Origin of the sequence: Vibrio sp. AND4 (assembly GCF_000171815.1) — a bacterium.
GTDB lineage: Bacteria > Pseudomonadota > Gammaproteobacteria > Enterobacterales > Vibrionaceae > Vibrio.
Genome location: NZ_ABGR01000109.1, coordinates 1 through 1,451 on the forward strand (window position 1 = coordinate 1; position 1,451 = coordinate 1,451).

General features: G+C 46.6%; 1 protein-coding gene and 1 pseudogene. Both read left to right on the forward strand.

Features of this window, described 5'->3' with window-relative positions:
• Window positions 1–560: pseudogene (locus AND4_RS18960) on the forward strand (cell division protein FtsZ); the annotation flags it as partial.
• Between the two features lie 101 nt (window positions 561–661).
• On the forward strand, window positions 662–1,451 hold a 790-nt coding region (lpxC, locus tag AND4_RS18965), incomplete at its 3' end, for a UDP-3-O-acyl-N-acetylglucosamine deacetylase (protein ID WP_009844608.1).

Genomic DNA, 1,451 nt, shown 5'->3' on the forward strand with positions numbered 1-1,451 from the left:
CTAAAGGCGAAGACCGTGCTGAAGAAGCAGCAGAGATGGCTATCTCTAGCCCGCTTCTAGAAGACATCGATCTGGCTGGTGCTCGTGGTGTTCTTGTTAACATCACTGCAGGTCTGGATATGCGTCTTGATGAGTTTGAGACAGTAGGTAACACAGTGAAAGCATTTGCTTCTGACAATGCGACAGTGGTTATCGGTACTTCTCTAGACCCAGACATGACGGACGAAATCCGCGTAACAGTTGTTGCGACAGGTATCGGCAATGAGAAAAAACCAGACATTACGCTAGTGGCTGGTGGCAAAGCGAAAGTCGCTCCAACGGCTACAGCACCGCAAGCTCAAGCACAACAGCAAGCTGCTATCGCGCCACAAGCTGAAGAGAAACCGGCACAAACTGTTCAAACGACAGCAGTGCAAGAGAAATCACCGGCAACTCCTCAGTCGACTAATAGCACTTCTTCTCCGGCGTCTTCTGCGAGTCAAAGCTCGGCAGCACCCAAGCAAGAGAAAGAAAGCGGTTATTTAGATATTCCGGCATTTTTGCGTCGTCAGGCTGATTAATCTTTAACCCGTAAATTTGACATGGTTCAAAATTATGGTAGCATTCACGGTCGACGTTACAGACGGCCGTGTTTCGTAGCATATTGTAGAGAGGCAAGCAGATGATCAGACAACGTACTCTGAAAGAAATAGTGAAAACAACTGGTGTGGGTCTCCACTCTGGTCGAAAAGTCACGCTTACTCTGCGCCCAGCTGCTACTAATACAGGCATCATTTATCGTCGTACAGATGTAAATCCACCTGTAGATTTTCCAGCTGACCCAGCGTCTGTTCGTGACACTATGCTGTGTACTGCATTAGTGAATGATGAAGGCGTACGTATTTCAACGGTTGAACACTTGAACGCGGCGCTTGCTGGTATGGGCATCGACAATATTATTGTTGAAGTTGACGCACCTGAAATTCCAATCATGGATGGCAGTGCTAGCCCATTCGTATACTTGCTACAACAAGCAGGTATCGAAACGCAAAATGCACCTAAGCGTTTTATCCGTATTAAGAAACCTGTTCGTTTTGAAGATGGCGACAAGTGGGCTGAGTTTGTTCCATTTAACGGCTTCCGTATGGACTTCGAAATTGAATTTAATCACCCTGCGATTGAATCGGACGAGCAACGTCTCCTGTTTGATTTCTCATCTCAAGGCTTCGTTCGCGAGATTTCTCGTGCACGTACATTTGGTTTCATGCGTGATATCGAATACCTACAATCTCAGAACCTAGTTCTTGGTGGTAGCTTTGATAACGCAATCGTACTGGATGATTACCGCATTCTTAACGAAGAAGGCCTGCGCTTTGATAACGAGTTTGTTACTCACAAAGTATTGGACGCGATTGGTGACCTTTACATGTGTGGCCACGCCATCATCGGTGAATTCCGCGCGTTTAAATCAG